The sequence below is a fragment of the Micromonospora sp. URMC 107 genome (assembly GCF_051386315.1).
Taxonomy (GTDB): Bacteria; Actinomycetota; Actinomycetes; order Mycobacteriales; family Micromonosporaceae; genus Micromonospora.
Genome location: NZ_JBPQTK010000332.1, coordinates 1 through 285 on the forward strand (window position 1 = coordinate 1; position 285 = coordinate 285).

Consider the following 285-nt stretch of genomic DNA (forward strand, 5'->3'; position numbering starts at 1 on the left):
AGCGCCAGCGGTCGGCGTTGCGGGCACCGCCCGCGCGGGGCACGTCGTCCTGCGGCGGATGGCCGTAGCGCTCATCCTGCCGCCGGCCGGGCCGCTCCGGCCCGGGCTCCGCCCGACGGGAGCGGTGCGCCTCGGGCTCGCGGACGTCGTGCCGCGCCTCGGGCTGGTGTCCCCGCTGGCGGGGCGGACGCCACTCGTCGGGCACCGGCACCCCGCCGGCCGGCAGGGCCGGGGCGCCGTCCGGCTCCGGCCAGCCGCCGCGCCACCCGTCGTCGGCCCGCTCCG

At 83.5% G+C, this 285-nt stretch carries 1 pseudogene; it reads right to left on the bottom strand.

Annotated elements, in window-relative coordinates:
* A pseudogene (locus ACSNN9_RS28750) lies at nucleotides 1-285 on the bottom strand (hypothetical protein); the annotation flags it as partial.